Source organism: Stenotrophomonas sp. YAU14A_MKIMI4_1, assembly GCF_003086855.1.
Classification (GTDB): domain Bacteria; phylum Pseudomonadota; class Gammaproteobacteria; order Xanthomonadales; family Xanthomonadaceae; genus Stenotrophomonas.
Genome location: NZ_CP025998.1, coordinates 350,387 through 375,259, shown reverse-complemented (window position 1 = coordinate 375,259; position 24,873 = coordinate 350,387). Strand labels below are relative to the sequence as shown.

Sequence of the window (24,873 nt, the reverse complement as noted above, 5' to 3'; positions counted from 1 at the left end):
CGCAGTCGAGCATGGCTCGACTCTACAACCCGCGGGCGACCTGGAAGCCGGCGAACGACTGGCTGACCGGCATCAGCTCCAGGCGATTGATGTTCAGGTGCGGCGGCAGCGTGGCCACCCAGAAGATCTGTTCGGCGATGTCTTCGGCGGTCATCGGGTTGGCGCCGGTGTACAGCTTGTCCGAGGCGGCTTGGTCGCCATGGGTGCGCACCACGGTGAACTCGGTTTCGGCCATGCCCGGCTCGATGGTGGTCACGCGCACGCCGGTGCCGTGCAGGTCCGAACGCAGGCCCAGCGAGAACTGGCTGACGAAGGCCTTGGTGCCGCCGTAGGCGTTGCCGCCCGGGTACGGGTAGACCCCGGCCACCGAGGAGATGTTGATGATCGCGCCCTTGCGCTCCACCAGCAGCGGCAGCAGGCGGTGGGTCAGCGTAACCAGTGCGGTGATGTTGGTGTCGATCATGGTGGTCCAGTCCTTCAGACTGGCGCTCTGCGCCGGCGCCGTGCCCTGGGCGAGGCCGGCGTTGTTCACCAGCAGATCGATATCGCCAAAGGCCGGCGGCAGGGCCAGCAGCGCGGCCTCCATCGCCACCGGATCGCGCACGTCGAACACCGCCGCGTGCACCACGTCCTTGCCGTAACGGTCGACCAGCGGCTGCAGCCGCTCACCACGGCGGCCGGTGGCAATCACCTTCCACCCGGCCTGGGCGAAGCGATGGACGGCGGCGGCGCCGAAGCCGGACGTGGCGCCGGTAATCAGGACGGTGCGGGTCATGCAGACAACTCCGTGGGGAACCAGACCCCCATTCTGGCACCGTCGGCCGCCGCCTGCGTTTGCCATATCGGGCCGGGGTGCCCTGCCAGGGTGCCCGGGTTGGGGTCAGCGCCCGGTGCCGGTGGCACCGGGATCCGCCCCCGGCATCGTTCAGCGCAGGCGGAACACCCGTGCCTTGGGCAGGTCTTCATCGACCTGCAGGAACCAGCGCCCGGCAATGCCCGGTATCACTTCGATCTGCGGCGCCTGCAGCGGTGCGCGCAACGTCATCTGGCCCTTCATGACCTGCCACTGCTGGCCGTTGTCCAGGCTGAACACGGTGCCCGGCGCCCAGCCGGCCACCTCGCCCACCAGCCGCGCACTCACCGGGCCCTCTTCCAGCCCCAGGTGCATGGCGGCCGGCGCGGGGACGCCCGCCGGCACCGGCGCGGCGGCGGTGCGGGTTTCCGGCCCCGGCCCTTCGGCCTGGCGCAGCGCGCGGTTCAGCGCCTGCAGCTGTGCCGGGCTGAGCCCGATCTCGGCCAGCTGCGCCGCGCTCAGCCGCTGTTCCAGCGGTACGTACGGGGCCTGCGCGCTGGCGCTGAAGCTGCTGGCCAGCAGCAGGGCGGAAAAGACGAACCGGCGCATCGCGAGGACCTGTGCGGGAGAGCGCCCACGATGCTGCAATCCGGTGACAGTCCGGTGACAGCGGCCGGGCCGGTACAATGGGCCATGATCAACAACGATGTCCTGCGCAGCGTGCGCTATTCCCTGGATCTGGGTGACCACCACGTGGTGACCCTGTGCCAGATGGCCGACCCGGCATTCGCCGTGGATAACGAGCAGGTGAAAGCCTGGCTGCTGCGTGAAGATGAGCCCGGCTTCCAGGCGATGAGCGACAGTGCCCTGGCGCATTTCCTGGATGGCTTGATCGTGCACCTGCGCGGCCGCGACGATAGCCAGCCGCTGCGCCCGGTGGAAACCCGCATCGACAACAACCTGGTGCTGAAGAAGCTGCGCGTGGCCTTCCAGCTGCGCGATGTGGACCTGATGGAGATCTTCGCCAGTGCCGGCTTCCGTGTGTCCAAGTCGGAAGTGGGTGCGCTGTTCCGCCAGCCCGGCCACACCAACTACCGGCGCTGCCTGGACCAGATGCTGCGCAACTTCCTCAAGGGCCTGAGCCTGCGCCTGCGCGGCTGAGCACGGCCTGCACGAAGGCACGCGCGGCCGGGGTCGGCAGGCGCTGCCAGACCAGGTGCACGCGGCGCGTGGGCGTGGGCTGCAGCGGCACCTGCTGCACGTGCTGGAAGCCGGCGGCAATCGACACCGGCACGATGCCGATCGCCAGGCCCTGGCGCACGAAGCGTTCCACCAGTTCCATCAGGTTGACCTCGAAGCGCACCGCATGCGGCAGCCCGGCCGCAGCGAAGGCATCGTCGGTCTGGCGCCGCGCACCGGTGCCGCGCGGGAAATCCACCAGCGCTTCGTCCTGCAGATCGGCCAGGGCCAACCGCCGCCGGCCTGCCAGCCGATGGCCCGGCGCCAGCACCGCCACCAGGTCTTCTTCCAGCAGCACCTGCTGGCACACCCCATCCAGCTGCGCTGACGGCGCCAACCCGACCAGGGCCACGTCCAGCACGCGCGCCTGCACCTGCTCGATCAGGGTCTCGCTCTTGTCCACCCGCAGCTGGAATTCCACCTGCGGGTGCGCCTGCTGGAACGCGGCCAGCAGCGCGACCACGTCGATATCGGTGAGTGAGGAGATCTGGCCAATGGCCAGCATGCCGCGCACTTCACCGCTGACCGCCGCCACGTCGGCGCGCAGGTGGCGCAGGCTGGCCAGCACCTGCCGCGCATGCACCAGCAGCGCTTCACCGGCCGCGGTGGTGCGCACCTGGCGCGGCAGGCGCTCGAACAGCAGCGTGCCCAGTTCCTGTTCAAGATGAGCGATCTGGTGGCTGAGCGCCGACTGCACCACGTGGCAGCGCGCGGCGGCACGGGTGAAGTTGCCTTCTTCGGCCAGGGCCACGGCAAATTCAAGCTGCTTCAGGTTCACCCATGTATCTCGTTTTCAGATGACAGGGATGATGATGATTCATTTCCATCATGGACGCAGCAGGCGGACACTGTGCGCCCCTGCACTACGGAACAACGCGTGAGCCCTGCCCTTCCCCCCCTGCACCGCTGGCAGGTGCTGCTGATGTCGGTGGCAACCGGCGTAGCGGTGGCCAGCAACTACTACGCCCAGCCGCTGCTGCATACCATCGCCGATGCCTTCGGGGTGCCGTTCGGGCAGGTGGGCATGGTGGTGACCGCCGCGCAGCTGAGCTATGCCGCCGGCCTGATCCTGCTGGTGCCGCTGGGCGATCTGTTCGAGCGGCGGCGCCTGATCGTGGTGATGAGCCTGCTGTCGGCCGGCGGTCTGGTGATCAGCGCCTGCGCGCCCAGCCTGACCTGGCTGCTGGTGGGCACGGCCATCACCGGTCTGTTCTCGGTGGTGGCGCAGGTGCTGGTGCCCTTCGCCGCCACCCTGGCCGCGCCGGAACACCGCGGTCGCGTGGTGGGCACGCTGATGAGCGGCCTGCTGCTGGGCATCCTGCTGGCGCGCACGGTGGCCGGGCTGCTGTCCAGCCTGGGCGACTGGCGCCTGGTCTATGCCATCGCCGCTGGCGTGCTGGTGCTGACCGCCGCCGCGCTGCAGCGCGGCCTGCCACGCTTCCATCACTCGGCCGGGCTGGGCTATTTCGCCCTGCTGCGTTCGATCGGCACGCTGTTCGTGCAGGAGCCGGTGCTGCGCCAGCGCACCCTGCTGGGGGCCTGCAGCTTTGCCATGTTCGCCATCTTCTGGACGCCGCTGGCGTTCCTGCTGGCGCAGCCGCCCTACGCCTACAGCGACGCCACCATCGGGCTGTTCGGCCTGGTCGGCGCCGCCGGTACGCTGGCGGCGGGTCTGGCCGGGCGCATGGCCGACCGCGGCCAGGCCGGCCGCGCAACCGCCATCGCACTGCTGATGCTGCTGCTGTCCTGGCTGCCGCTGGGGTTGTCGGCGCACTCGCTGCTGGCACTGCTGGTGGGCGTGGTGGTGCTGGACCTGGCTGCACAGCTGCTGCATGTCAGCAACCAGAACCTGATCTACGCGCTGCAGCCGGAAGCGCGCAACCGCCTCAACGCCGGTTACATGACCGGCTACTTCATCGGCGGCTCGCTGGGCTCGCTGCTGTCGGCGCAGGTGTACCAGCACTTCGGCTGGACCGGCGTATGCGTGGCCGGTGCCAGCGTGGCAGTGCTGGCCCTGCTGCTGTGGCTGCCAGGCGCTGTTGGAGCCCGCGCAGACGCCTGAGCGTTGGCGATGGCAGGGAACAGGCGCGCTATCATGGCCGCCTGTTTCCAGGAGGTCGTCGCGTGGACGCCATTCTCACCCCGGTATCGATCGGCGAGCTGATCGACAAGATCACTATTCTCGAGATCAAGGCCGAACGCATCACTGATGCAGCCAAGGTCGACAACGTGCGCACGGAACTGAATGGTCTGCTGCCGCTGCTGCAGCAGCAGCTGCAGGCGCAGCCGGCGCTGCAGGCCCTGAAGGAGCAGCTGAAGGTGATCAACGAGCGCATGTGGGACATCCAGGACCAGCTGCGCGACAAGGAAGCGGCGCAGGTGTTCGACGATGCCTTCGTGCAGTTGGCACGCGGCGTGTACGGCACCAACGGCGAGCGCGTGGTGGTGAAGAACGAGATCAACCGCGTGGCCGGTTCTGCGCTGGTGGAAGAGAAGCAGTACCAAGGGCAGTAAGCCGGCCTCAGCTGCATTCCAGCAGGTGGCGGATGCGGAACAATTCGCCATCGCTGCGGATGCCCAGCTTCTGGTAGGCGGTTTTCTTCTGGGTGCTGATGGTGCTTGCCGCACGCTGGAAGCGCTGGGCCATTTCGCCGGTGCTGCAGCCCTGCAGCACCAGCCGCAGCACTTCGCGTTCGCGGCGGCTGAGCGGCGCCAGGCTGGGCGTGACCGCGCGCAGGGTGCGCGACCGGCTGAGCTGGGCGCGCAGGTCGGGCGGCACGAAGCGCCCGCCGCGCGACACCACATCCACCGCGCGCAGCAGCACGTCGGGCGCGGTGGCCTTGGACAGGAAACCGCGTGCACCGGCCTGCATGGCCGTGGTGACCGTGCTGGCGTTGCAGTGCGCCGACAGCACCAGCACCGGCAGCTGCGGCCACTGGCGGGACAACCGGCGCAGCAGCGCCATGCCATCGCCCAGATCGCCCAGTGGCAGTGCATCGACCACCAGCAGATCGATGCCGCCGGGCTCGCGGCGCAGCCGCTGCAGCAGTTCGCGCTCATCGGCGTAGCTGCCGCATACCTCCACGCCACTGTGCTGCCGCAGCAGCACTTCCACGCCCAGCCGCAGTACCGGGTGCGGATCCAACAGTGCCAGCCGGCACGGCCGGTCGGGTAGCAGGGGCGGAAGGACGGGCATCGCTGCATATCCGGCATTTCGGGAATGCCACCGTAGGCCGCCGCCGCCCGCTGCGGAATCCAATTCGTTGCAATGCAGCACGCGCACCGCGCCGTGGTCATGCGCGGTTTCGATAGCTGAAAACAGAACAGGCCCGGTCAAGACCGGGCCTGTTGATGCGTTGCCGGCGCAATGCGCGCGGCGCGGCAATTACCAGCTGAAGCGCGGGCCGACGGTGTATTCCTTGTCGCCGTGGCGGTTCATCTTCAGCTCGCCGTTCACACCCCAGTTCTGGTTCAGCTTCACCTGGCCACCCAGGCGGCCGTACCACTGGCCGTCGATGTCCACGCCGTGCTTCTTCGAATAATCTTCGTAGCCGACCAGGCCGTAGACTTCGGCGTGGGCACCGAAGGCGGTGCGGATACCGGCTTCAGCGCTGTAGCCGTTGAAGTCCAGGCCGTGCTTCTGGTCGAACTTCTGGTAGGCCACGCGGGCGACGAAGTCGCTGGACGGTGCGATTTCAACGTTGTAACCGGCACCGACCTTCCACTGGTCGACCTTGATGTTGGTGTGGTCCACTTCCTGGCGGCTGTATTCACCGAAGGCATGGAAGTTCGGCAGGAAGCCGTAGGAACCCTTGACGCCGTAACCGTCGGCCTTCACGCCATCAACGTCGGTCTTGGCGTAGTCCGCCTCGGCGTAGTTGTAGGACAGGTTTTCAGCGGCCGAAGCGGTGAACGGCAGGGCAGCGGCCAGAGCCAGGGCAATCAGCGAATTCTTCATGGGGGTACACCTTTACTTTCTTATGGTGTGCAGCAGCGCCAGGGCGCCATCGCATCGGGAATGTAAATTCTCCGTTATTCGACACAACGCTCCCTGAAAACCGCGGTCTTCGCATTGCTGAATTTTCTGGCTTGATTCAGGCAGTTTCTGGCATACGCGCGCGGTGCGTGCACATGCACTGCATTCCAATGGGCACAGGCGTGTCGATTGCGCGCGCACTGATTCGTCGAACCAGCAAGGCCGTGTATCCGCCACGGTCCACCACGGAGGCAAGCGATGAGCTACATCGATGGTTTCGTCCTGGCGGTGCCCACCGCCAACAAGGAAAAATTCCTGGCCCACGCCCGCATGGGCGACGTCGTGTTCATCGAATACGGCGCGCTGCGCGTGGTCGAGTGCTGGGGCGACGATGTGCCGCCAGGCAAGACCACCGACTTCTTCGGCGCGGTGAAGGCCACGCCGGATGAGACGGTGGTGTTTTCCTGGATTGAATGGCCCGACAAGGCCACCCGCGATGCGGGCATGCAGAAGATGATGGAAGACCCGCGCATGGATCCGTCGAAGAACCCGATGCCCTTTGATGGCGCGCGGATGATCTATGGCGGCTTCGTGCCGATCCTGGATCTTTTGCCCTGACGGACCCGACGCTACGCGCCTCAGCGCGCGCTGGGGTCGTCTTCGCTGGCATGGCCGGCGCCCAGCGCGGCGCCGGCCCCAAGGCCCAGGCCGCCCATGCCGGCGCCCGCTCCACCACCACCGCCCCCACCCCCGCGACCGCCCTTGGCCTCGCCCTCGCCGCCACGTGCCTTGTTGCCGCCGCCACCGCCACTGGCCGGACGGGTCGGGCCCTGCGGCGGAATCTGCAGGTCGGTCGGCACCGGGGCTAGGTCCAGTGCCTGGCGCACGAAGTCACGCAGCGACACCACCAGGTCGTGGGTATGCACCGGCCGGCCCTGCGCCAGTTCGGTGGCGGCACGCGCGGCCAGCCGCACTTGTTCGTCGGTGCCCAGCAGCAGGATGTCCGACAACGCCGCCTCCACTGCATCGCGGATGCGCCGTGCACGCTCCGAGCCCGGCTCGGTGCTGCCGCTTTCGTGGGCGCGCTGGCGCAGTTCGCGCAGATGGGTGGGGTCCACGCCCAGATCGCCGGTGAACGAGCCGCCCAATGTCTTGTAGGCGGCCATCAGCGTGCGCAGGCGCTCGTTGATCTGCCGGTTCTCACGCTCGCGGCGCTGCTGCAGGGTCTGCATCACCAGCAGGCGGATGCCCACGCCCAGCAGGGTGATCAGCACCAGTCCAGCCAGCGTGGACAGCACCCCCTGCCAGGAACTGAAGTCGATACCGCGCATGCGCAGGCCTCCCCGGGAAGGCCCCCATGGTGGCCTACTTCAGGTGCAGGGATCGAGAGGATTGCCGCGGGCCACGATCAGCGGGTCGCCGGCGGTGGCCGGCAGCACCGGCATGCGCTCCACCGGTACGCCGAAGGTCGCCGCCAGGGTGGCCGGTGGCAGCGCCGCGCCACACAGGCGGTAGCCGATATCGGCGGGCATCGGTCGGTCGAAGAACACCAGGAAATGGATGTCCTGCCCCAGTGCCTCGATCTGGTGTGGATAGGCCGGGGGAATGAAGTACACATCGCCCGGTGACAGCAGGTAGGTGTCGGTGCTGCCGTCGGGGTCGAGCACGGTCATGCGCGCATGGCCGCGGTGCACGTAGCCCATTTCGGCGGTATCGGGGTGCCAGTGCGGTTCGCGCATGCCGTCTTCGCCAACCTGCAGCGAGTACATGGCCAGATGGCGCAGGGCGGGCCAGAACTGGCTGCGGGCGACCCGTGCGTGGCCATACGGGAAGGTCACCGGTGCCGACTGCGCTTCCACATCGAAGCGCAGCGGCTGCGCATGATCGGGCGACGCAGGCGGCAGACCCCGCGGGCGCGGTACCAGGTAGCGGCTGCCGGTATCGCGTGGCAGCGCCGCAAAGGCGCTGGCGGGCAGATCGAAGGTATTGCCCAGCACGGCGTCGCTCATCGCACCGAAGGCTGCCTGCAGCGAGAAATCCTGCGGGTGCGCATGGCTGAAGGCGATGATCAGTTCGGCGCGGGCGGGGCCCAGGTTTTCAATCAGGTGCAGGGCACCGCTGGGAATATGGAACATCTGCCCTTCTGACACGACAAACGCACTCACTTGGTCACCGTTGTCGATCACCTGCACGCGCACCTGGCCCTGGCAGACGTAGGCCAGTTCATCGGCATTGGCATGCCAGTGCGCTTCGCGCATGGCGTCTGCTTCCAGCCGCAGGCGCTTGATCGACAGCCCCTGCAGCAGCGGGAACGCGGTGCCGTCCAGGCGGCGGACTTCGCCCAGCGCACTGGCATGGGCCAGTTCTGCGTGGGCGAGCGAACGGACGTGACGGGACAGGGGCATGGCAGAAACAGACATGACGTTCTCCGTAGGGATCAGGCGATCGTGCTGGGCAGGGCCAGCAGGAAGCAGGTACCGCGGCGTGGCGAGGACTGCACATCCACGAAGCCACCGCTGGCTTCCACCGCGGCGCGCACCTGGGCCAGGCCGAGGCCGCGCCCCGGGCCACGGCTGCTGGCGCCGGGCTCGAACACACGCGCGGCCACCGCCGGGTCGATGCCCGGCCCGTTGTCAGCCACCCGTACGATGCCGTAGCGGCCCGGTGTTCGGCCGGGCCCGGCGACCACCAGGGTGCAGGTGTCGGTGCTGATGCGCAGGCGCGCGCCTGGCGCGCAGGCTTCGCGCGCGTTCAGGGCCAGGTTCACCAGCGCACGCTGCAGGGCACTGCGGTCCACCTGCACGCGTCCGGACAGCGCGCACGCATCCAGTTCCAGCTGCATGGCCGGGGCGATGGCGTGCTGGAGCAGCGGCGCCATTTCCTGCACCAGCTCGGCCAGATCCACGCCGTCACTGCTGCACGGACGCGGAATGTCCTGGCCCAGGAACAACCGGGCCATGCCGGCGCCCTGCTGCAGGGCCTGCCCAGCCACGTCCAGCAGCGCGCTGTCGGCCGGGCCCAGTCGGCCGCCCTGCAGTGCCAGCCCGATCGCGGCGGCGGCCGCCTGCAGCACGTTGTTCAGATCATGGCCCAGCATGGCCAGGCGGCTGGCGGGGGACAGCTCGGCGGGAGCCACTGCCAATGGGGTGTGCATTACCGCTCTCCTTGCAATGCGGACGGGTCGGGTGATCAGCGGGTTTCGCGGCAGGCGCCCAGGAACCAGCTGCGGCGTTCGGCCTCGTCGATCCAGGTTTCGATCAGGCTGGTGCTGGCCACGTCGCCGTACTCGCTGCACACGCCATGGGTGGCACGCAGGAAGCCGACCAGGCGGCGATTGTCGTCGGCCAGTTCGGCCAGCATGTCCTGCGCGGTGACATAGTCGGCATCGTTGTCCAGCAGGCGCTGGATGCGCTGGATGTGGCCGATCGAACGCAGGGTGGTGCCGCCGACCTTGCGCGCACGCTCGGCAATGGCATCGGTGGTGGCCAGCACCTGCGCGGACTGTTCGTCCAGCATCAGGTGGTAATCGCGGAAGTGCGGACCGCTCATGTGCCAATGGAAGTTCTTGGTCTTCAGGTACAGCGCGAACATGTCGGCCAGCAGCGCGGTCAGCGCCGGGGCCAGATCGGCGGCGGCCTGCGCGCCCAGGTCGTTGCGTACGCGCAGGGCGCTGGAAAAGGTGGGAGCGGTCATGGCGGCGGTTCCAGTAGGGGACGGATCCAGCGTAGGCAGCGCGCGGGCCGGCGCCCATTGCACCTGGGTATCGTGCGGGGCATACCTTGGTTTGCCCGGCCGGCTGCGCACATCCGTGCAAGACGCCGCGCCGGTTCCTTGCCCAGCATGGGCGGGCAAGGGACCGTAGCAGCGGTCTTTCGGCGTGGCCGACAGGCGGCGCCCCACCCTGGCACAGGAGGCCCGATGCCAACGCCGCGCACCCCATCCCCCTGGACCCCGGCACCGCACCCCAGCGGCGGCGGCGACGTGGTGTTCCCGCACCGGATCATTCCCGCGATGGCACTGCGTGCGGTGGCCTGCGTGGTGGTGCTGGCCATCGCCCTGTTCGATACGCTGTCCACGCTGGAAGGCGCGGTGGCGGTGCTGTATGTGCTGCCGGTGCTGCTGGTGGCGCGTACCGGCCGCCGCGGCGACATCATTGCCGTGGCGGTGGCTGGCGCCGGGCTGACCCTGTGCGCCTACCTGGATACGCACGGCATCGACCACGTGGGGCCGCAGACCGTGCGCGCACTGGTCAGCCTGGTGGCCATCGCGATCGCGGCCGTGCTGGCCCTGCAGAACCAGCGTTCCATGCGCACCCTGGCCGACCAGGCCGTGCTGCTGGACCTGTCGCACGACATGATCTTCGTGCGCGACCCGGCCGGGGTGATCGGCTTCTGGAACCTGACCGCCGAGCAGGTGTATGGCTGGAGCCGCGAGGAAGCCGCCGGCCAGCCGGCCGACCGCCTGCTGCAGACCCGCTACCCGGCGCCGCGCTCGCAGATTGAAGCGGACCTGCTGCAGCACGACCGCTGGGAAGGCCTGCTGGCGCAGCGCACCCGCGACGGCCGCACGCTGTGGCTGGAAAGCCGCTGGGTGCTGCAGCGCGATCGCCAGGGGCGGCCGCTGCGGGTGCTGGAGACGCATACCGATGTAAGTGAACGGCAGGCCGCACACGCCGCGCTGGTGCGCAGCGAACAGCGCTACCGGCGCATGTTCGACGGCAGCCGCATCGGCGTGGTGGAACAGGACTGGAGCGAGGTGCAGGCCGAACTGTCGCGGCATGGGGTGGGCGACCGCGCGCAGCTGCAGGCCTATCTGCAGGCCTCTCCGCAGGCGCTCACCCGCTTCCGGCAACGGGCGCGCCTGGTGGGCCTGAACCCGGCCTTCCGGCGCCTGATCGGCGAAGGCGCACCACCGGCGACGGTCGATGCGGTGCTGGCCGACGACGACCGCACCTTCGCCGCATCGCTGGCCGCCTTCGTGGCCGGCGCGCCGCACTGCGAAGGCGAGACATCCATCGTGCGCGCCGACGGCAGCACGGTGCCGGTACTGTTCACCATCACCTTCCCCGACCGCCGCGAAGGCGATGGCACGGTGCTGGTGTTCGTGGTCGACATCCACGAGCGCAAGCAGGCCGAGGCCCGCGCCTTGGCCGCGCAGGCCGAACTGGCCCATGCCAGCCGCGTGGCCACCCTGGGTGAACTGACCGCGTCGCTGGCACATGAGGTGAACCAGCCGCTGATGGCGGTGGTGACCAATGGCGAGGCCGGGCTGCGCTGGCTGCGCCGGCCGCAGCCGGAGCTGCACGAAGTGGAACTGGCGATCGAGCGCACCATCGCCGAGGGACGCCGCGCCAGCGGCATCGTCAAGAACGTGCGCGACTTCCTGGGCAAGACGCCGCCCGCGCACGAAGTGCTGGCCCCGGCCGTGCTGGTGGACGATGCCCTGCGCCTGCTGCAGCACGAGCTGCAGCGCGAGCAGGTGCAGGTACAGGTGGACCAGGTGGCCGCGCTGCCGGACGTGCCGGGCCAGCGCATCCAGCTGCAGCAGGTGCTGGTGAACCTGCTGTTGAATGCCTGCCAGGCCATGAGCGGCCAGCCCGGCGTGCGCGCCCTGCACATCGAACTGCAGGCGATCGACGGCCACGTGCGCATCGACGTGAGCGACACCGGGCCGGGCATCGCCGCCGAACACGTGGCGCGCCTGTTCGAGCCCTTCTTCACCACCAAGCCGCAGGGCATGGGCATGGGCCTGCCGATCTGCCGCACCACCGTGGAAGCCCACGGCGGCCAGCTGCAGGTGCGCAGCACGCCCGGCACCGGCACCTGCTTTACCCTGCTGCTGGCCACTGCACCGGAGACCGCCTGACATGCATCGTTCCGCGCCCCCACCCGCTGCGCCGCCGTTGGTGGTGATCGTGGATGACGATCCGTCCGTGCGCACCTCGCTGGACAGCCTGCTGCGCTCGGTCGGGCTGCAGACGCGGCTGTACGCGGCCCCTGGCGAACTGGGCGCGCAGCCGCTGCCCGATGTGCCCGGCTGCATCGTGCTGGACGTGCGCCTGCAGGGCGTGAGCGGGCTGGATGTGCAGGCCCAGCTGGCCGCCCAGGGCGTGGCCCTGCCGGTGGTGTTCATGACCGGCCATGGCGACATTCCGATGACGGTGAAGGCGATGAAGGCCGGCGCGGTGGATTTCCTGGCCAAGCCCTTCCGCGACCAGGACATGCTGGACGCGGTGACCGCGGCCATCGAGCGCGACCGCCAGCGCCGCCAGAGCGATGGCGCGCTGGACGGCGTGCGCGCGCACTACGCCACCCTGACCAGCCGCGAGCGCGAGGTGATGGCGCTGGTGGTGTCGGGCCTGATGAACAAGCAGGTGGCCGCCGAACTGCAGTTGAGCGAGATCACGGTGAAGATCCACCGCGGCAACGTGATGCGCAAGATGGGCGTGCGCTCGCTGGCCGAGCTGGTGCGCCAGGCCGAAGCCCTGGGCATCGGCCACTGAGCACAGGCTGCGCCCGGGCCGCTACCCACACCTGCGTATGATGGTGGCGACCGCGCGACTGCGGCATAAAGGACACCAGCCAAGCCCGGACCCGTTGCGTCCGGGGTGGCATGAAGGAGTCCCACATGTTTCCGCCCCCCCTCATCGCGATCGTGGACGACGATGCCGGCGTCCGCGCGTCGCTGTCCAGCCTGATGCGCGCGCTGGGCTATGCCGTGCGTGCCTACGCCCACGGCCAGGCGCTGCTGGATGACAGCACGCTGCCCGCGCCGGCCTGCATCATCAGCGATGTGCAGATGCCCGTACTCGATGGCGAACAACTGCAGGCGCGCCTGCACGCACGCGGCGCCGTACCGCCGATGATCTTCCTGACCGCCTTCCCCACCGCGGCCGTGGAACAGCGCGTGCGTGCGTCCGGCGCGGCGGCGTTCCTGCGCAAGCCGGTGGACGCCGATGCCCTGGCCGACTGCCTGCAGCGGCTGTTCGAGGCAGGCGATCACACCAAGGTATGCCCCGGCGAACCGAGCGTGTGATGTTGCGCCGAGCCCCCCAGGCGTAGCGTGGACCTCGTTCCCACCCACCCCTGAGGAGTTACCCGGATGAGCACTGTCACCACCCCCGATGGCGTCGAGATCTTCTACAAGGACTGGGGCCCGAAGGAGGCCCAGCCGATCGTCTTCCACCATGGCTGGCCGCTGTCCAGCGATGACTGGGACACGCAGATGCTGTTCTTCCTGGCCAAGGGCTTCCGCGTGATCGCCCATGACCGCCGCGGCCACGGCCGTTCGGCGCAGGTGAGCGAAGGCCACGACGTGGACCACTACGCCGCCGATGCCGCAGTGGTCATGCAGCACCTGGACCTGCGCAACGCGGTGCATATCGGCCATTCCACCGGCGGTGGCGAAGTGGCGCGCTACGTGGCCCGTTACGGCCAGCCGCAGGGCCGCGTGGCCAAGGCCGTGCTGGTCAGCGCGGTGCCGCCGATCATGCTGCGCACCGCGGCCTACCCCAAGGGCCTGCCGATCGATGTGTTCGACGGTTTGCGTGCAGCACTGGCGGCCAACCGCTCGCAGTTCTTCCTGGACCTGCCCGGCGGCCCGTTCTACGGCTTCAACCGCGAAGGCGCACAGATCGTTCCCGGTGCCATCCAGAACTGGTGGCGGCAGGGCATGGCCGGCAGCGCCAAGGCCCATTACGAAGGCATCAAGGCCTTCTCCGAAACCGACTTCACCGAAGATCTGAAGGCGATCACCGTACCGACCCTGGTACTGCATGGTGACGACGACCAGATCGTGCCGATCGATGCGGCCGCGCGTGAGTCGATCAAGCTGCTGGCCAACGGCACGCTGAAGGTCTACCCGGGGTATCCGCACGGCATGCTGACCACCCACGCCGACGTGATCAATCCGGACCTGCTGGCCTTCGTGCAAGGCTGAGGTCTGCCCGCGCGCGGGCACTGCAGCACGCCCGCGCGTTCTTCCGCCAGGAGCCGTGTCATGTCTTCCTCCCCCACTGCGGTCGGCGCCACGCGCGCCGCACCGTTGTTCGCCATGGCCGTGGCCGCCGGCCTGGGCGTGGCCAACATCTACTACAACCAGCCGATGCTGGCGGCCATGGCCCATGACCTGGGCGATGTGCGGGTAAGCAGCTGGATACCTGCGCTGACCCAGCTCGGCTACGCCGCCGGCCTGCTCCTGCTGCTGCCGCTGGGCGACCGCCACGAACGGCGGCGGCTGATCGTGCTGCAGTTCCTGGCGGTGGCGGTGGCCCTGGTGGTGTCGGCACTGGCGCCAGGGCTGGCCACCTTGGCGATCGGCGCGATCCTGCTGGGGGCGGCCGCCACCGTCGCCCAGCAGATCGTGCCGTTCACTGCGCTGCTGGTGGCGCCGGAGCGACGCGGTGCGGCCATCGGCACGGTGATGAGCGGCCTGCTGGCCGGCATCCTGCTCAGCCGTACGCTGGCCGGGCTGGTATCGAGCGCCAGCAGTTGGCGCGCCATGTTCTGGCTGGGCGTGCCGCTGGCACTGGGCGCGGCGCTGCTGATGGCGCGTTCGCTGCCACGGCATGCACCGCCCGGCCACCCGCCCGGTTACGGCGCCCTGCTGGGGTCGTTGCGCACACTGTGGCGCGAGCATCCGCTGCTGCGCCGGGCCACCTGGGCGCAGGCGCTGCTGTTCGCTTCGTTCTCGGTGTTCTGGACCACGCTGTCACTGCACCTGGCCGCGCCGCCGCTGCAGCTGGGTGCTGCCACGGCCGGGCTGTTCGGCATCATCGGCGTGGTGGGCGTGGCGATCGCACCGATGGCCGGGCGCCTGGCCGACCGCCGTGGGCCGGCACCGGTGGTGCGGTTGGGTGTACTGGCCACGCTGGCATCGTGGCTGCTGCTGGGCCTGTGGCCAGGCCTGCCCGGCCTGGTGCTGGGCGTGGTGGTGCTCGACTTCGGCGTGCAGGTGGCGCTGGTCAGCCACCAGCACCAGGTGTACGGCCTGCACCCGGAGTTCAAGAGCCGGCTCAACACCGTCTTCATGACGGGCATGTTCCTGGGCGGGGCGTTCGGCTCGTGGGCCGGCGCACTGGCCTGGCATCACTTCGGCTGGACCGGCGTGGCGGTGTTCGGCGGTGCCTTGCCGCTGGCCGCGCTGGCGGTGCTGCAGTGGCGGCCGACGGTGCAGCTGGCACGCCACTGACAGGCAAAAAAAAACCCTTCCGCCCGGATCGGGCGGAAGGGTTGATGGCGCCAGCGCAGATTACTTGCGCTTGGCAGCCTTGCGCACGGCCTTCTTGGCCGGCGCCTTCTTGGCGACAACCTTCTTGGCCGGTGCCTTCTTGGCAGCGACCTTCTTGGCCGCGACCTTCTTCAGCGGTGCAGCCTTCTTGGCCACGGTCTTGCGGGTGGCGGCGACCTTCTTGCCGACAACCTTCTTGGCGGCCGCAGTCTTCTTGGTGGCGACCTTCTTGGTGGCGGCAACCTTCTTGCCGACGGCCTTCTTGGCCACGGCGGTCTTCTTGGTGGCGACCTTCTTGCCGGCCGCAACCTTCTTGCCGACAACCTTCTTCGCAGCCACGGCCTTCTTGCCGGCGACCTTCTTGGCAGCAACGGTCTTTTTGGCCACAGCCTTCTTGGCGGTCGCGACCTTCTTGCCGACAACCTTCTTGGCAGCGGCGGTCTTCTTGGCGACGGTCTTCTTGGCCACGGCAGCCTTCTTGGTGGCGGCCTTCTTCACGGTGGCGACCTTCTTGCCGGCAGCCTTGGTGGCAGCCTTGGTGGTCTTCTTGGCAGCGGCGGCCTTCTTGGTCACGGCCTTGCCGGCAGCCGCCTTCTTCTTGGCCACTTCCTTCTTCAGGGCAACGGCTTCGGCCTTGGCATTCTTCTTGGCCGTTTCCAGCTTCTTCTTCGCCTTGGCAACGGTCTTGCCAACCGACTTGGCAGCCTTCTCGGCCTTCTTCGCAACGGTCTTTTCGACCTTGGCCACGGCCTTCTTGGCCTTGGCAACGCGGGTACCGGCAGCCTTGGTGGCGCGCTTGACGGTCTTCTTGACCGACTTCACGGCGTCTTCGGCGGCGTGGGCGATGGTCTCGCCGACGTTGGTGGCGGTTTCTTTCACGTTCTCGACGGCGTCGGTCACGACCGACACACCATTACCGTTGCTCATGTTGCCCTCCTGGGGGCCTGGATTGTCAAAACGGGGCGATGCTATACCGACAATCGCCATCGTGGAACGGGTCACGCTTCTGCAATCGCATCCTGTGCGACGGCACTAAGGTAAGCGAACCGGGTCGTTACGCCGTGCAGGATCCGGCAAACCCCTTTTTTTCAGCGCTTCGCGAACATTGCGGGCACGTGGCTGCATGCGCTGGAACGTGCGCTGGCCGCGCGTTGCGGCAATTGCGGCCAAGCGGCATCGTGCTGCCCATATGCGCGGAACTGCGCAAGTATCGCGCTGTGTCCAACTGTCGCCTGCTGCCTGCATGCGTACCGGCGCGGGTCGCGTGGACGCCGCCAGCGCCCTGGTTTTTTCATGGGCCATTTATCCGGATCGCGACACACTCATTCAGCTTGTTCTACCGTATAGGCCTACGGCCCCCCACCCACGCCAACAATTTGACTGCCATGCGACCGCTACCCACCCTGCTCACGCTCGCCATTGCCGCAGCCTTCGGCGGCTTCGTTGCCACCGGCCTCAACGCGCACCTGGACAACCGTGCCGACGCAGCACCATTGCCGGCCGCACTGCCCACCACCGCGGCCCTGCCGGCATCGGTGGCCGGGCAGGCAGTGCCCTCGCTGGCGCCGATGCTGGAAAAGGCCATGCCAGCGGTGGTCAGCGTCAACACCAAGCAGGTGGTGCGCGTACGCAACCCCTTCTTCAACGACCCGTTCTTCCGCCGCCTGTTCCCGGATATTCCGCAGGAACGCATCAACGAATCGCTTGGCTCGGGGGTGATCATCGATGCCAGCGAGGGGCTGGTGCTGACCAACCACCACGTGATCGACAACGCCGACGACGTGCAGGTCACCCTGGCCGACGGGCGCACGGTGAAGGCCGAATTCCTCGGCTCGGACCGCGACACCGATATCGCCCTGATCCGCATTCCGGCACAGAACCTGACCGACATCAAGCTGGCCGACAGCAACCAACTGCGCGTGGGTGACTTCGTGGTGGCCATCGGCAACCCGTTCGGTTTCAGCCAGACGGTCACCTCGGGCATTGTCTCGGCGGTCGGCCGCAGCGGCATCCGCGGGCTGGGCTACCAGAACTTCATCCAGACCGATGCGTCCATCAACCCCGGCAATTCCGGTGGCGCGCTGGTCAACCTGCAGGGCCAGCTGGTGGGCATCAACACCGCCAGCTACAACCCGCAGGGCAGCATGGCCGGCAACATCGGCCTGGGCCTGGCCATTCCATCCAACCTGGCCCGCAGCGTGGTGGACCAGCTGGTGAAGCATGGCGTGGTGGTGCGCGGCACGCTGGGCATCGAAAGCCAGAACCTGAGTGCGCAGATCGCCCAGGGCCTGGGTCTGGGCGAAACGCGCGGCGCGCTGGTCACCCGCGTGCTGGCCGGTTCGGCCGGCGCCAGCGCCGGGCTGAAGCCGGGCGACGTGGTGGTGTCGGCCAATGGCCAGCGGGTGGACAGTGCCGAAGCGCTGCACAACGTGGAAGGCCTGGCCGCGGTGGGCAGCGTGCTGACCCTGGATGTGCGCCGCGAAGGCAAGCCGCTGCAGATCAAGGCCACGCTGAAAGAGCAGGCGCGTGCGGTGACCGGTGACAGCCTGGACCCGCGCCTGGGCGGGGCCACCTTCGTCGATCTGCCCGAATCGCTGCGCCAGTCCGGCGTGGGCGGCGTGCTGGTCAGCGAGGTCAAGCGTGGCAGCCGCGCGGCCAGCAACGGCCTGCAGCAGGGCGACATCATCGCCGAGGCCACGGTGGGTGAATTCGCCGATCTGGCCAGTTGGCGCGCCAATTTCCAGCAGCGCCCGCCCACCCTGGTGCTGCGCATCCTGCGCAACAATGGCCAGCAGCAGGGCCAGTTGGTGATGCGCTGATCGCCCCGCCGTAACACCCCCTATACCCGGCCGATGCTATTGCTACCCGTCCCATCGGCCGAACATCCGTTCGTCCCCCCATCGCAACAGGAGTGATTCGATGAGCCCCACCAATACCGAGAACCTGAAGGAACACCTGGGTGAAGCCGGTTCCCACCTGAAGCAGGCCGCCAGCGCTGCCGGCGGTGCGATCAAGGGTGCAACCGGCGCCGCCGGTGACGAACTGCGCATCGGCAAGGCCAACGTCAAGGCGGAACTGTCCGACAGCGCGCTGTCCGGCCTGGCCGCCGCCGAGTTCGGCGGTGCCGCCGCCAAGGAACAGGTCGATGCGCTGATGGACAAGGGCAAGGATCTGGTGGACAGCGCCGCCGAGCTGATCCGTGAACGTCCGCTGGCCTCGTTCGGCGTTGCCTTCGCCGCTGGCTGGCTGATCGCCAAGCTGGCCAGCAGCAACAACAAGTAAGCCGCGTGAGCGAAGACACCACGCAGGCTCCCGATCCGGCGGCGACCCCGCCGCTGGACGAGAGCATCCGCCAGGTCGGCGCGGCCGGCAAAGCCGCCGCCGATTCGGCCAAGCACTCGCTGCGTTCGCTGCGGCGCCTGGCCTCGGCCGACTTCGCCCTGGCCCGCAGTGCGTTCGGCCGTGCGCTGGCGTGGGCCGGGGTCGGCATCGTGTTCGGTGCCTCGGCCTGGCTGCTGATGGCGGCCACCCTCATCGCCCTGCTGCAGAGCTGGGGCCTGAGCTGGCTGCAGGCGCTGCTGATCACCTCCCTGCTCAGCCTGGCCGTTACCGGCTACGCGATCTGGCGGGTGTCCTACTTCTTCCACCACACCGGCATGCATGCCACCCGGCGTCAGCTGTCACGCCTGGGCCTGTTCGATGAGCCCAGCGAGGATGACCCGGACGCCGATGTGCAGATTCCGGAGGGCAAGCCATGAAATTCGGCGCGCTGCAGCGGCGGGTGAAGCGCTGCGAACAGGTGGTGGCCGTGCGCATGGCCGAAACCCAGGACAACTGGGGCGTGCTCAGCCAGGTCTGGCGCCGCGGCTGGTCGCCGCTGCGCATCGTGGTGGTCGGCCTGGCCGGCGGCTTCGTGGCTGGCAAGCTGGAAGTGCCTGGAAAGGTGAATGGCGCGCGCTGGCTGCAGATGATCGGCTCGGTGTCCAACCTGATGGCCAGTGGCCAGGCGGCGTTCGCCGCGGCGATGGCGGCCCATGCCGCCGATACCGCCGACGAAGCTGCCGAGACCGCGGATGCCGCCGCCGACACCGCGGCGGATACGGCGGCCGGGCAGGCCACGCCACGGCCGGCGCCTGCGGCCGCCCCTGCTCCGGCAGCGCCACGTGCGGCCGACGAGCTGCGCGTACCGCAGCCGGCCGAGGCCGCTACCGACGTCTCTGAACGTTGACACCGTGAACCCGCCGCGTTGATCGCGGCGGGACGATAATGCGCTTCCCTTCCCGGTCGGTGCGCCGATGAGCGAGCCCCTGTTGTCCCCCTCTTCGCCCGCGCCCGACGCGCCGCTGCCGCCGCCGTCACGCCCGCGCGGGCCGATGTCGCTGGTGATCCTGGCCACCCTGGCCGTGGCGTACACGCTGTGGGCGGCGCAGGACATCTTCCTGCCCATCCTGCTGGCCATGTTCTTCGCCCTGGTGGGCAACCCGATCCTGCGCCTGCTGCAGAAACTGTGGATTCCGCGTGCGCTGGGCGCGCTGTTGATCCTGGGCGCCGGGCTGGGGGTGACCACCGCGCTGGCGGTGCAGCTGGTGGGCCCGGCCATGGACTGGGCGCAGGAAGCACCGCAGCAGTTGCGCAAAGTGGCGCGCCAGGTGCAGGACCTGACCAAGCCGGTGCAGCAGGCCAACCAGGCCGCGGAAAATTTCGCCCGCGTGGCCGGCGGCGAGAGCAGCCGCCGCGTGCAGGTCATCCGCACCCAGCTGGACGATCCCTACCGCATGCTGACCCGCGCCCCGCGCCTGGCCGCCTCGGTACTGGCGGTGGTGCTGCTCACCCTGTTCTTCATGATCTACGGGCAGAGCCTGCAGCGCGCGGCCATCGCCTTGTTCCCCAACCGCCAGCAGCAACGCTTCACCAGTGACATCCTGCGTTCGATCGAACGCGAGGTATCGCGCTACGTGTTGACCATCACCGTCATCAACACCCTGGTCGGCCTGCTGTTCGCCTGCGTGCTGATGCTGCTGGGCATCGGCCTGCAGGAAGCGCTGCTGTGGGGCACGGTGGCGGCGCTGCTGAATTTCGCGCCGTACGTGGGCCCGCTGATCGGCGTGGCGCTGATGCTGCTGATGGGCTTCGTCGAATTCCGCGATCCGCTGCAGGCACTGCTGCCGGCCGCCGCCTACCTGGCCCTGCATACCCTGGAAGGCCAGCTGGTGACCCCCATCGTGCTGGGCCGGCGCATGAAGTTGTCACCGCTGGTGCTGATCCTGGCGCTGATGGTGTTCGGCTGGGCCTGGGGCATGATCGGCCTGCTGCTGGCGGTGCCGCTGCTGGTCTGCATCAAGCTGGTGCTGGCGCGGCTGGAAGGCATGCAGGGCTGGGCGCGGCTGCTGGAATGAAAGCCCGGCCGCGCGGGCGTAGAATGGCGGGGTGAACTTCCCTGTCCTTGCCATCACCCTCGACCTCGACGACACGCTGTGGCCGTTTGCTCCCATCGGCGCCCGCATCGACCAGGTCCTGTACGACTGGATGCGTGAACACAGCCCCGCCACCGCCGCGATGTATCCGGTGGCGGCCATGCGCGAACTGCGCGAGCGCGCGTTCCGCGACAACCCACAGCTGCATTTCGACCTGAGCGCGCTGCGTCGGCTGACTCTGCAGGAGGCGCTGCAGAACAGTGGCGCCAGCCTGGACCTGCTGGAGCCGGCCTACGAGGCGTTCTACGCCGCGCGCAACCAGGTGGAGTGCTATCCGGACGCGCTGGATGCGCTGGCCCGCATTGCCGCGCGCGTACCGGTGGCCGCCCTCAGCAACGGCAACGCCGATCTTGAGCGCATCGGCCTGGCCCATCATTTTGCCTTCCAGCTGGGTGCCCGCGAACACGGCGCCGCCAAGCCGGAACCAAGCATCTTCCATGCCGCCTGCGAACGCCTGGGCGTGGCCCCGGCGCAGGTGCTGCACGTGGGCGACCACATTGAAATGGACGTGGCCGGCGCGATCGCCGCAGGCCTGCGCGGCTGCTGGATCAACCGCGAAGCGGCCACCTGGAATCATCCGCAGCTGCAGCCTGACCTGCAGTTCGACACCCTTACCGGCCTGGCCGATTGGCTGGATGCCAACCTCGACGCCGCCGCACCCCGGAGTAGCTGACGCATGAGCGAGATCACTGGTTTCACCGCTTCCACCGCCACCGCCCTGCCGCTGTACGTGCTCGACCGCAGCCAGTTCGAGGCGTGGAAGGCGACCCAGCCGGCGGCCACCCAGGCCTGGCTGGGCGCACAGGGCTTCAACGCCGCCGCGCACAGCGTGGCCCTGCTGCCGGGCAGCGATGGTCTGGCCGGTGCAGTGATCGGCGTGGGCGACCGTGCCGATGCCTACAGCTATGCCCATGCCCCGCACGCCCTGCCCGAAGGCAGCGTGTGGCAGCTGGCCAGCGAACTGAGCGCCGACGAACAGGCCCTGCTGCAACTGGGCTGGGGCCTGGGCAGCTACCGCTTCGACCGCTACCGCAAGCGCAACCGCGCACCGGCACAGCTGGTGGCCGCGCCGCAGGGTGAAGTGGCCGACCTGATCGCCGCCAGCCTGCGCGTGCGCGACTGGGTGAACACCCCCACCGAAGACATGGGCCCGCAGCAGCTGGAAGATGCAGCGCGCGCCTTGGCCGACGCCCACGGTGCGCAGGTTGAAGCGATCACCGGCGATGCGCTGCTGCAGCAGAACTTCCCGGCCATCCACGCCGTCGGCCGTGCCTCGCACCGCGCGCCGCGCCTGGTGGTGCTGCGCTGGGGCAAGGAAAGCGATCCGGCGCTGGTGGTGGTCGGCAAGGGCGTGTGCTTCGACACCGGCGGCCTGGACATCAAGCCCGCCGACGGCATGCGCAACATGAAGAAGGACATGGGCGGCGCTGCCCACGCCCTGGCCCTGGCCGGGCTGGTGATGGCGCAGCAGCTGCCGGTGCGGTTGACCCTGCTGGTACCGGCGGTGGAAAACGCGATTGGCCCCGATGCGTTCCGCCCCGGCGAAGTCATCGCCACCCGCAAGGGCCTGAGCGTGGAGATCGACAACACCGACGCCGAAGGCCGGGTGATCCTGTGCGATGCACTGACCTTCGCCAGCGAACAGCAGCCGGACCTGGTGCTGGATTTCGCCACCCTGACCGGTGCCGCGCGCATCGCGCTGGGCCCGGACCTGCCGGCGCTGTTCAGCAACGACGACAGCGTGGCCCAGCAGTGGCTGCAGGCCGGCGATGCCACTCGTGACCCGGTGTGGCGCATGCCGCTGTGGCGCCCGTACCTGCGCTATCTGTCCAGCGGCGTGGCCGACCTGGCCAACGCCGGTTCGCGCATGGCCGGTTCGGTCACCGCCGCGCTGTACCTGGAACGCTTCCTGGCCGAAGGCCAGCGCTGGGCACACCTGGATGTGTACGCCTGGAACGACGGCGAACGCCCGGGCCGCCCGGCCGGTGGCGAAGCGCTGGCGCTGCGTTCGGCCTGGGCCATGCTGAAGGCGCGTTACGCCTGAAGATGCCGCCGGGCATGGCCCGGCGCTACCGGAACCGGTCGGCAAATCTGACGAAAAATTGAATACCGGGCCTGGAGGGGTTCTGCGAGGATGTGCGGGTCGACCACCCACACGTCCAGTGAAGGCAGGAACCCGACCATGCCCTTGTTCCGTTTTACCCGCGCCGGCCAGGGGCCGCGCTCGCCCCGCCCGCACACGCCCCTGCCCTGGATCGCCCTGATCGCGCTGATATTGGGCGGCGTTGCGCTCCTCTTCGCCTGGCTGGCCGGCTGGATCGGCGACCGCCTCACCGCGCAGCGCTTCACCGACACCATCGAAGCCACCGGCCCGGCCCATCCCGGCTTCCGCCGTGCGCACAGCAAGGGCATCTGCGTAAGCGGCTGGTTCGAACCCAGCGCACAGGCCCGCATCCTGTCCAGCGCACGGGTGTTCTCGCAGCCGCGCGTGCCGGTGATGGGCCGCCTGTCGATCGGCGGTGGCGATCCCTATGGCGCCGACAACACCGCGCGGGTGCGCAGCCTGGCCGTGCAGATGGTGAGCGATGACGGCCAGGAATGGCGGATGGCGATGAACAGCTTCCCGTTCTTCGCCGTACCCACCGCCGAGGCCTTCTTCGAACAGACCCGCGCCGGCATTCCCGACCCGGCCACCGGCAAGCCCGACCCGGCGAAGATGGCCGCCGTGCTGGCGAAGTACCCCAGCGCGCAGGCGTTCCAGCAGTGGGCCAAGACCGCGCCGTGGACCAGCAGCTGGGCCGACACCACCTACAACAGCGTGAACAGCTTCTGGTTCACCAACGCCCAGGGCCAGAAGCGCGCGGTGCGCTGGCGCTGGCAGCCGCAGGCGCCGGTGGTGGTCATGGATGCCGAGGCGCGCAAGCAGGCCAGCGTCGATTTCCTCAGCCAGGAACTGCGCCAGCGCCTGGCCAACGGCCCGGTGCGCTGGAACCTGGTGGTCAGCACCGCCGCCGCCGGCGATGCCATCGACGACCCGTCGGTGCCGTGGCCCGAATCCCGCGAACAGGTGGTGGCCGGCGTGCTCAGCCTGGACCGCATGCAATCGCAGGAAGAAGGCGCCTGCGGACAGATCAACTTCGATCCGCTGATCCTGCCCAGCGGCGTGCGTGGCAGCGATGATCCGATCCTGGCCGCCCGTTCGGCGGTGTACTCGCAGTCCTTCAACCGCCGCGAACGCGAACGCGCCGCCGGCAACGTCGAACAACCGAAGGAGGCCGCACGATGAACACCGGCAACGGCCACTTCAACCTGCTGGCGCGGGTGCTGCACTGGACCATGGCGGTGATGATCGTGGCCATGCTGTTCATCGGCGTGACCATGGTCGCTTCGTTGCACCTGCGGCCAATGCTGATCGGCCTGCACCGGCCGCTGGGCGTGGCGATCTTCGTGCTGGTGCTGCTGCGCCTGTACAACCGCCTGCGCCACCGGCCGCCACCGCTGCCGGCCGATCTGCCGGCCTGGCAGGTGCTGGCCGCCACAGCGTCGCACTGGCTGCTGTACGGGCTGATGCTGGCGATGCCGCTGATCGGCTGGGCGATGCTGTCGGCCGGTGGTTACCCGATCACCCTGTGGGGCGGCGTGCACCTGCCGGCCGTGGTGCCGCACAGCCCGGCGCTGTATGCGGCCCTGCGCAATGCGCACAGCCTGCTGGCCTACGTGCTGTTCGCCACCGTGCTGATGCACGTGGGCGCAGCGCTGTTCCACCTGTGGGTGCGCCGCGACGGCGTGTTCCAGGCCATGGCCCGCGGCAAGGATTGAAGCGGTAGCGCGGGCCATGCCCGGCGGATCGTTTCCGCTCTTGCGCACGAACAGCAGCCGAGCATGGCTCGGCTCTACAGAAAGCGCGCACCACTGGGAGCTTCCAGCCCCAGAATGCCGGCACTCGCGGCTGTGGCTGTTGATGTTTCCGCCTTGTAGCGAGCCGAGCACCGCAGGTCCGGCGAGGGCGAAGAGGCGCCGGTGTCTGAGCGCAGCGAGTTCGGCGCCGTCCCTCGACGGACCGAGGAGCGCAGGGTACCGGCGCGCAGCGCCGGCTCGCGGATGGCGGAGCGTTTCTTTGGTTACTTTCTTTGCGCGCAAAGAAAGTGACACCCCTGCAGAAA

The 24,873-nt window shown here is 68.7% G+C and carries 28 protein-coding genes; 18 read left to right on the top strand and 10 right to left on the bottom strand.

Going from position 1 to position 24,873, the window contains the following annotated elements:
• Positions 1–22 precede the first annotated feature (22 nt).
• Together C1931_RS01640 and C1931_RS01635 are read right to left on the bottom strand one after the other, a co-directional pair.
• The gene (locus C1931_RS01640; RefSeq protein WP_108755180.1) at positions 23–775 is read right to left on the bottom strand and encodes an SDR family NAD(P)-dependent oxidoreductase; all 753 of its coding nucleotides are present in this window, start codon (positions 773–775) and stop codon (positions 23–25) included.
• Positions 776–925: 150 nt separating this feature from the next.
• Entirely contained in the window at positions 926–1,402 is a 477-nt protein-coding gene (locus C1931_RS01635; protein ID WP_108755179.1) for a hypothetical protein, read from the bottom strand.
• An 84-nt stretch (positions 1,403–1,486) separates the two neighbouring features.
• Here C1931_RS01635 and C1931_RS01630 point away from each other — a divergent pair, with 84 nt between their 5' ends.
• A complete protein-coding gene (locus tag C1931_RS01630) occupies positions 1,487–1,954 on the top strand; it encodes a DUF1456 family protein (RefSeq protein ID WP_108755178.1) in 468 nt (155 codons plus the stop codon).
• On the opposite strand, the gene C1931_RS01625 is transcribed toward C1931_RS01630, so the two are convergent.
• On the bottom strand, positions 1,923–2,810 hold the full coding sequence (locus C1931_RS01625) for a LysR family transcriptional regulator (protein WP_108755177.1): 888 nt from the start codon (positions 2,808–2,810) through the stop codon (positions 1,923–1,925). The genes C1931_RS01630 and C1931_RS01625 overlap by 32 nt on opposite strands.
• Positions 2,811–2,954: 144 nt before the next feature.
• Here C1931_RS01625 and C1931_RS01620 point away from each other — a divergent pair, with 144 nt between their 5' ends.
• Together C1931_RS01620 and C1931_RS01615 are read left to right on the top strand one after the other, a co-directional pair.
• Positions 2,955–4,094: an MFS transporter gene (locus C1931_RS01620; RefSeq protein ID WP_343125581.1), complete on the top strand. Its 1,140-nt coding sequence runs from the start codon at positions 2,955–2,957 to the stop codon at positions 4,092–4,094.
• A gap of 62 nt (positions 4,095–4,156) precedes the next feature.
• A complete protein-coding gene (locus tag C1931_RS01615) occupies positions 4,157–4,546 on the top strand; it encodes a DUF6165 family protein (protein ID WP_108755175.1) in 390 nt (129 codons plus the stop codon).
• A gap of 7 nt (positions 4,547–4,553) precedes the next feature.
• On the opposite strand, the gene C1931_RS01610 is transcribed toward C1931_RS01615, so the two are convergent.
• Both C1931_RS01610 and C1931_RS01605 read right to left on the bottom strand, forming a co-directional pair.
• Complete coding sequence (locus C1931_RS01610) at positions 4,554–5,228, bottom strand: response regulator transcription factor (RefSeq protein WP_108755174.1); 675 nt, start codon at positions 5,226–5,228, stop codon at positions 4,554–4,556.
• 189 nt (positions 5,229–5,417) lie between these two features.
• Positions 5,418–5,990: an Ax21 family protein gene (locus C1931_RS01605; RefSeq protein ID WP_108748202.1), complete on the bottom strand. Its 573-nt coding sequence runs from the start codon at positions 5,988–5,990 to the stop codon at positions 5,418–5,420.
• 276 nt (positions 5,991–6,266) lie between these two features.
• On the opposite strand from C1931_RS01605, the gene C1931_RS01600 reads away from it, so the two are divergent.
• Complete coding sequence (locus C1931_RS01600) at positions 6,267–6,626, top strand: DUF1428 domain-containing protein (RefSeq protein ID WP_108751912.1); 360 nt, start codon at positions 6,267–6,269, stop codon at positions 6,624–6,626.
• 20 nt (positions 6,627–6,646) lie between these two features.
• On the opposite strand, the gene C1931_RS01595 is transcribed toward C1931_RS01600, so the two are convergent.
• Genes C1931_RS01595 through C1931_RS01580 form a run of 4 tightly spaced genes read right to left on the bottom strand, consistent with a single transcriptional unit; the run spans position 6,647 to position 9,701 of the window.
• On the bottom strand, positions 6,647–7,339 hold the full coding sequence (locus tag C1931_RS01595) for a hypothetical protein (protein ID WP_108755173.1): 693 nt from the start codon (positions 7,337–7,339) through the stop codon (positions 6,647–6,649).
• Between the two features lie 39 nt (positions 7,340–7,378).
• Positions 7,379–8,428, bottom strand: coding sequence for a cupin domain-containing protein (locus C1931_RS01590; protein ID WP_108755172.1), 1,050 nt, complete (start codon positions 8,426–8,428; stop codon positions 7,379–7,381).
• Positions 8,429–8,445: 17 nt separating this feature from the next.
• On the bottom strand, positions 8,446–9,162 hold the full coding sequence (locus tag C1931_RS01585; protein ID WP_108755171.1) for an ATP-binding protein: 717 nt from the start codon (positions 9,160–9,162) through the stop codon (positions 8,446–8,448).
• Positions 9,163–9,197: 35 nt separating this feature from the next.
• The gene (locus tag C1931_RS01580) at positions 9,198–9,701 is read right to left on the bottom strand and encodes a DNA starvation/stationary phase protection protein (RefSeq protein ID WP_108751908.1); all 504 of its coding nucleotides are present in this window, start codon (positions 9,699–9,701) and stop codon (positions 9,198–9,200) included.
• A gap of 225 nt (positions 9,702–9,926) precedes the next feature.
• On the opposite strand from C1931_RS01580, the gene C1931_RS01575 reads away from it, so the two are divergent.
• From C1931_RS01575 to C1931_RS01555, 5 genes are all read left to right on the top strand, one after another.
• Positions 9,927–11,873 carry an ATP-binding protein gene (locus C1931_RS01575; protein ID WP_199911401.1) on the top strand — a complete coding sequence of 649 codons (1,947 nt, stop codon included), beginning with the start codon at positions 9,927–9,929 and terminating at the stop codon, positions 11,871–11,873.
• Between the two features lies 1 nt (position 11,874).
• The gene (locus C1931_RS01570; protein ID WP_108748196.1) at positions 11,875–12,510 is read left to right on the top strand and encodes a response regulator transcription factor; all 636 of its coding nucleotides are present in this window, start codon (positions 11,875–11,877) and stop codon (positions 12,508–12,510) included.
• Positions 12,511–12,635: 125 nt separating this feature from the next.
• Positions 12,636–13,043, top strand: a complete 408-nt coding sequence (locus C1931_RS01565) for a response regulator (RefSeq protein ID WP_108755170.1) — start codon at positions 12,636–12,638, stop codon at positions 13,041–13,043.
• A gap of 66 nt (positions 13,044–13,109) precedes the next feature.
• Positions 13,110–13,946 (top strand): alpha/beta hydrolase, encoded by an 837-nt coding sequence (locus C1931_RS01560; protein ID WP_108755169.1) that lies wholly within the window; start codon positions 13,110–13,112, stop codon positions 13,944–13,946.
• Between the two features lie 60 nt (positions 13,947–14,006).
• The gene (locus tag C1931_RS01555) at positions 14,007–15,197 is read left to right on the top strand and encodes an MFS transporter (RefSeq protein WP_108755168.1); all 1,191 of its coding nucleotides are present in this window, start codon (positions 14,007–14,009) and stop codon (positions 15,195–15,197) included.
• 60 nt (positions 15,198–15,257) lie between these two features.
• Here C1931_RS01555 and C1931_RS01550 read toward each other — a convergent pair whose 3' ends face one another.
• A complete protein-coding gene (locus tag C1931_RS01550) occupies positions 15,258–16,163 on the bottom strand; it encodes a histone (RefSeq protein WP_108755167.1) in 906 nt (301 codons plus the stop codon).
• Positions 16,164–16,621: 458 nt separating this feature from the next.
• Here C1931_RS01550 and C1931_RS01545 point away from each other — a divergent pair, with 458 nt between their 5' ends.
• The 9 genes from C1931_RS01545 (at position 16,622) to C1931_RS01505 (ending at position 24,529) form a co-directional block, all read left to right on the top strand.
• Positions 16,622–18,055 (top strand): Do family serine endopeptidase, encoded by a 1,434-nt coding sequence (locus C1931_RS01545; protein ID WP_108748191.1) that lies wholly within the window; start codon positions 16,622–16,624, stop codon positions 18,053–18,055.
• Positions 18,056–18,155: 100 nt separating this feature from the next.
• On the top strand, positions 18,156–18,518 hold the full coding sequence (locus C1931_RS01540) for a hypothetical protein (RefSeq protein ID WP_108748190.1): 363 nt from the start codon (positions 18,156–18,158) through the stop codon (positions 18,516–18,518).
• 5 nt (positions 18,519–18,523) lie between these two features.
• Positions 18,524–18,994 (top strand): phage holin family protein, encoded by a 471-nt coding sequence (locus C1931_RS01535; protein ID WP_108751902.1) that lies wholly within the window; start codon positions 18,524–18,526, stop codon positions 18,992–18,994.
• Entirely contained in the window at positions 18,991–19,464 is a 474-nt protein-coding gene (locus C1931_RS01530) for a protein sip-5 (RefSeq protein WP_108755166.1), read from the top strand. The genes C1931_RS01535 and C1931_RS01530 overlap by 4 nt, the downstream gene beginning before the upstream one ends.
• A 67-nt stretch (positions 19,465–19,531) precedes the next feature.
• Positions 19,532–20,632, top strand: a complete 1,101-nt coding sequence (locus tag C1931_RS01525; RefSeq protein WP_108755165.1) for an AI-2E family transporter — start codon at positions 19,532–19,534, stop codon at positions 20,630–20,632.
• A gap of 31 nt (positions 20,633–20,663) precedes the next feature.
• Entirely contained in the window at positions 20,664–21,383 is a 720-nt protein-coding gene (locus C1931_RS01520) for an HAD family hydrolase (protein WP_108751899.1), read from the top strand.
• Positions 21,384–21,386: 3 nt separating this feature from the next.
• Entirely contained in the window at positions 21,387–22,754 is a 1,368-nt protein-coding gene (locus tag C1931_RS01515) for a M17 family metallopeptidase (protein WP_108755164.1), read from the top strand.
• Positions 22,755–22,892: 138 nt separating this feature from the next.
• On the top strand, positions 22,893–23,996 hold the full coding sequence (locus C1931_RS01510) for a catalase family peroxidase (RefSeq protein WP_108755163.1): 1,104 nt from the start codon (positions 22,893–22,895) through the stop codon (positions 23,994–23,996).
• Positions 23,993–24,529, top strand: coding sequence for a cytochrome b (locus C1931_RS01505; RefSeq protein ID WP_108755162.1), 537 nt, complete (start codon positions 23,993–23,995; stop codon positions 24,527–24,529). The genes C1931_RS01510 and C1931_RS01505 overlap by 4 nt, the downstream gene beginning before the upstream one ends.
• The last annotated feature ends 344 nt before the right edge of the window (positions 24,530–24,873 follow it).